The 4,616-nt window shown below is 68.3% G+C and carries 6 protein-coding genes; 4 read left to right on the top strand and 2 right to left on the bottom strand.

From position 1 onward, the window contains the following. On the bottom strand, positions 1-158 hold a 158-nt coding region (locus ACEN88_RS24795), incomplete at its 3' end, for an AAA family ATPase (RefSeq protein ID WP_413343968.1). Then, positions 155-772 carry a nicotinamide riboside transporter PnuC gene (gene pnuC / locus ACEN88_RS24800; RefSeq protein ID WP_413343961.1) on the bottom strand — a complete coding sequence of 206 codons (618 nt, stop codon included), beginning with the start codon at positions 770-772 and terminating at the stop codon, positions 155-157. The genes pnuC and ACEN88_RS24795, both read right to left, overlap by 4 nt. A 170-nt stretch (positions 773-942) precedes the next feature. Here pnuC and ACEN88_RS24805 point away from each other — a divergent pair, with 170 nt between their 5' ends. The 4 genes from ACEN88_RS24805 to ACEN88_RS24820 are packed head-to-tail and all read left to right on the top strand — an operon-like array spanning position 943 to position 4,552. Beyond that, on the top strand, positions 943-2,205 hold the full coding sequence (locus tag ACEN88_RS24805) for an efflux RND transporter periplasmic adaptor subunit (protein ID WP_413343963.1): 1,263 nt from the start codon (positions 943-945) through the stop codon (positions 2,203-2,205). 19 nt (positions 2,206-2,224) lie between these two features. Further along, entirely contained in the window at positions 2,225-2,908 is a 684-nt protein-coding gene (locus ACEN88_RS24810) for an ABC transporter ATP-binding protein (protein ID WP_056330580.1), read from the top strand. Continuing rightward, positions 2,898-4,151, top strand: a complete 1,254-nt coding sequence (locus tag ACEN88_RS24815; RefSeq protein WP_413343965.1) for an ABC transporter permease — start codon at positions 2,898-2,900, stop codon at positions 4,149-4,151. Before ACEN88_RS24810 ends, ACEN88_RS24815 begins: the two co-directional genes overlap by 11 nt. After that, positions 4,151-4,552: a hypothetical protein gene (locus tag ACEN88_RS24820; RefSeq protein WP_413343967.1), complete on the top strand. Its 402-nt coding sequence runs from the start codon at positions 4,151-4,153 to the stop codon at positions 4,550-4,552. The genes ACEN88_RS24815 and ACEN88_RS24820 overlap by 1 nt, the downstream gene beginning before the upstream one ends. Positions 4,553-4,616: the final 64 nt, after the last annotated feature.

Consider the following 4,616-nt stretch of genomic DNA (forward strand, 5'->3'; position numbering starts at 1 on the left):
TCCTCGCGCGGCACGCGCGCATTCACCTCGACGAATTCGCGCAGGTATTCCGGCACCCACAGCGTGCCGTAGCGCGCCGCCAGCGCCTGCGCCAAGGTCGACTTGCCCGTCGATTCCGCGCCCAGCAGCGCCACACGTGCCACGGTCGCCACCGTCATCGCGCGCCCTCGGCCACCGGCATGTCCGCGTCCTGCGCGGCATGGGTCCACGCGCGCAGGCCCAGCACGGCCAGCACGACGAACACGGCGTACAGGATCGCCGTCAGGTGCAGGCCTTTATAGATGTACAGGCCCACGTACAGGATGTCGACGACGATCCACGTGTGCCAGTTCTCGATCTTCTTCTTCGCCGTGAGCAGTTGGCCCAGCAGGCTGCCCGCGGTGAGGAAGCCGTCCATGTGGGGCACGTCCGTGTCCGTGCACGCCTTCAGGAACGCCGATAGCGCGAAGAAGCCGGCGGCCCAGCCGAGCAGCGACGCGAGCCGGCCCGTGTGTGACAGGCGCGTCACGGGCAGCGGCTTGCCCTCGGCGCCGCGCAGCCACTGCCACCAGCCCCAGATCGAAGCCGCGATGAACACGCCCTGCAGGCCGGCGTCGCCGTACAGGCGGGCGTCGAAGAACACGACGCCGTACGTGGCGGACGACACGATGGCGAAGAACCAGCCCCAGTGATTGCGCAGGATGGTCAGGACGACCGTCGCGACGGACAGCACGAAGCCGAGCAGTTCGAGCGGCGTGGTGGAAAAGCCCAGCAGGACCAGGGTATCGTTCATGGGCGGACAATGACAGGAGAGTCGGCGATTATGGAAGGTGGCGCGGGTTTATGCAACCCGACGGCGAGTGTCCGTTTCCGGACACCGCTGCCCGCCAGCGGGCAATGCGGCAGTCCGTCCCCAGAGCGAAACCCGGCTGGCACGGGGCTTGCAATACAGGCAGCATCACAATGCCCGCTTTGATCATGGACCAGGCCATCCCGCTCGACATCCTCCGCCGCCGCACCCGCATGCGGCTCGCCTCCACGCTCGTCGTGCTCGGGGCCCTGTGCGCCGCCGCGTGGGGCCTGAACCGCGCGCTGCGTCCGAGCGTGTCCGCGGCCGACGTCGTCGTCGCGGAGGTGCGGCGCGGGAACGTGGACAACACGGTCGGCGCGGCCGGCGTCGTCATTCCCGTGCACGAGGAAGTGGTGGCGAGTCCGGGCGCGAGCCGCGTCGCGAAGGTCCTCGCCAAGCCCGGGCAGCAGGTCCGCGCGGGCGACCTGCTGCTGGAACTGGACGACCGCGATATCCGCCTCGCGCTGGAAGCGCTGAAGGAACAGCTGGCGCAGCAGGACAACCGCATCGCGACACTCAAGCAGGAACTGGAACAGAAGCGCACGCAGATCGTGAGCAGCCTCGAGCTGCTGGAGATCGACCTGCAGGCCGCGCGCGCCACGCTGGAACGCAACGAGAAGCTGCGCTCGAGCGGCCTCGTATCCGGCGAAAACCTGCTGACGGCGCAACTGAACGTGAAGCGCACGGAGATCCAGCTGCGCCAGCAGCGCGCGCTGCTCGACGCCACGCACCGCACGACGGCCACCAATATCGCGGCGGCCGACCTGCAGAAGGCAATCCTGCAAAAGCAGATCGCACAGCAGGAACGGTTATTGGACCGCACCCGCGTGCGCGCCCCGTTCGGCGGCATGCTCACGTGGCTGCTGGAAGAAGAAGGCGCGAGCGTGGCGGCGGGCCAGCTCGTCGCGCGCGTCTCCGAATTGAACAACTACCGCGTCGAGGCCACGCTGTCCGACTTCCACGCGCGCCAGCTCGCGCCGGGACAGGCCGTGCGCGTGGAGCAGAACGGCGAGGTCATGGCCGGCACCGTCCACACGATCCTGCCCGAAATCCAGAACGGCACCATCAAGCTGCTGGTCGACCTCGCGCAACCGCGCAATCCGCACCTGCGCAACAAGATGCGCGTGGACGTCGCGGTCGTCACGGAACGCCGCGCGAATGTGCTCGTGGTCGACAGCGGCCCCGCCTTCAACGGCCGCGGCCCGCAGCCGGCATTCGTCGTGCGGGACGGCGTGGCGCGCAGGACGATCCTCGACCTGGGCGCCGGCGACGGCAAGGTCGTCGAGGTCGTGGGCGGCGCGCACGCGGGCGACCGCGTCGTCGTCTCCGACACGGCCGACTTCAAGCACCGCGACAGCATCCGCATCACGAACTGAATCCAAACGAGAGGACACCATGATCAGACTGAACCAGGTCAGCAAGACCTACCGCACCGACAAGGTGGAAACGCTGGCCCTGAAAGACATCGACCTCGTCGTCGAGCGGGGCGAATTCGTCGCGCTGATGGGCCCCAGCGGCTGCGGCAAGAGCACCCTGCTGAACCTCATCGGCCTGCTCGACCGGCCCAGCCAGGGCGCGATCGACGTGGACGGTATCCCGATCAAGCGCTACGCCGACCGCCAGCTCGCGAAGCTGCGCAACCAGACGTTCGGCTTCATTTTTCAAAGCTTCCACCTGATCCAGGACCTGCGCGTGATCGACAACGTCGAGCTGCCCCTGCTCTACCGCAGCGTGTCCGGCGGTGAGCGGCGCCGGCTCGCGCGCGAGGCGCTCGCCCGCGTGGGCCTGTCCGCGCGCATGGACCACTACCCGAACCAGCTGTCCGGCGGCCAGCAGCAGCGCGTGGCGATCGCGCGCGCCATCGTCGGCCAGCCGCACGTGCTGCTGGCGGACGAGCCGACGGGGAACCTGGACAGCCGGATGGGCGCCGAGATCATGGACATCCTGCTGAAACTGAACGCGGAAGGCACGACCATCGTGATGGTCACGCACGACGAGCGCGAGGCGTCGCAGGTCGGCCGCATCGTGCGCGTGTTCGACGGCCAGCTCGTCCAGCCGGAGCATCTCCATGCTGCGTAACTACCTGCTGACCGCCTACAAGGTCTTCATGCGCCGCAAGCTGTTCACGGCCATCAACCTCGCGTGCATCGTGCTCACGCTCGTCGTGCTGATGGTGATCAGCGCCCTGCTCGACACGGCGTTCTGGCCAACCGGCGTGGAAGGCCGGAGCGACCGCCTGCTGCAGGTGTACGGCATGCGCAGCGAGAGCGTCAACGACAAGGGCCTGCCCACCGGCCTGCGCACCGGCCTGCTGGGCTACAAGACCATCTCGCGCTACCTCATGCCGTTGCAGAGCGTGGAGCGCGTCTCGGCCATCACGACGACGAGCGAGGTCTCGGTCTACCAGGGCGACCGCGTGAGCCGGCTCGACATGCGCCGCGTCGACGCGAATTACTGGAAGATCATGCAATTCAAGCTGCTGGCCGGCCGCCTGCCGGACGAGGACGACGACCGCCTGGGCCGCATGGTGGCCGTCGTCAACGCGACGACGGCGCGCCAGCTGTTCCCCGGGGCCGCCGCGGTCGGCCAGCGCATCAGCGTGGACGGCCAGGCGTTCGAAGTCATCGGCGTCGTCGCGGACGTCATCCACATCAACGCCTACGCGGACATCTGGGCGCCGCTCGCCACATTCCCGTCGTCGAACTACCGCGACGAATACACGGGCATGTTCGCCGCACTGCTGCTGGCGCGCTCGCCGGCCGACCTGCCGCGCATCCGCGCCGACGTCGAACGCGTCGCCAGGACCATCCAGCCGGTGGGTACCCAGATCTTCGGCAAGACCACGTTCTGGGCCGACACCAAGCTCGACGTCGTCGCCCGCGCGCTGCAGGGCCGGGAAAGCTACGTCGATTCCGGCGGCAGGCGGCTGCTCCTGATGATCGCGGGCGGCATGCTCGTGTTCATGCTGCTGCCCGCGCTGAATCTCGTCAACCTGAACATGGGCCGCATCATGGAGCGCAGCGCGGAGATCGGCGTGCGCAAGGCGTTCGGCGCCACCAGCCTGCAGCTCGCGGGCCAGCTCGTCGTCGAGAACGTGCTGCTGTGCCTCGCCGGCGGCCTGCTCGGCCTGGCCTGCGCCCAGGGCGTGCTGTGGTGGCTCGAAGCGTCGCAGCTGATCCCGTACCTGGAAGTCCACCTCAACCCGACCGTGTTCGGCTGCGGCATGCTGCTCGCCTTCGTGTTCGGCCTGCTGTCCGGCGCGATCCCCGCGTGGAAGATGTCGCGCCTCGATCCCGTCCATGCCCTGAAAGGAGCCGCGTGATGCTGCGCCACCTGTTGCGACTGACCTGGAAGCGCAAATCCAGGAACCTCATGCTGAGCCTCGAGATCCTGCTCGCCTTCGTCATCGTGTTCGGCATCGCCGCGTTCGGGCTGCGCTACTGGCAGCTGTACCGCCAGCCGGTCGGTTTCGACGGTACCGACACGTGGTCCGTGCAGATGCAAATGGGCGAAGCACCGCCCAAGTCCATCGCGCCGGACGTCTACGACACGCTGCGCCGCAGCCTGCTCGAACTGCCGGAAGTGCGCGCCGTGAGCTTTGCCAGCTATGCGCCGTACACCCGCTCGACGTGGACCACGACGTTCGCGTCGCCGCAGACCGGCGCCGCCGTGCAGACCAATACCATCGAAGCGGGCGACGACCTGCCGGAGGTGCTCGTGTAGCGCTGGCCCAGCGCCGGCCGGCCCGGGAACATCTCGGCCGCCACGCGCCGGTTCACGACCGCGG

Origin of the sequence: Massilia sp. CT11-108 (genome assembly GCF_047302915.1) — a bacterium.
GTDB classification, from domain to species: Bacteria; Pseudomonadota; Gammaproteobacteria; order Burkholderiales; family Burkholderiaceae_D; genus Telluria; species Telluria orientalis.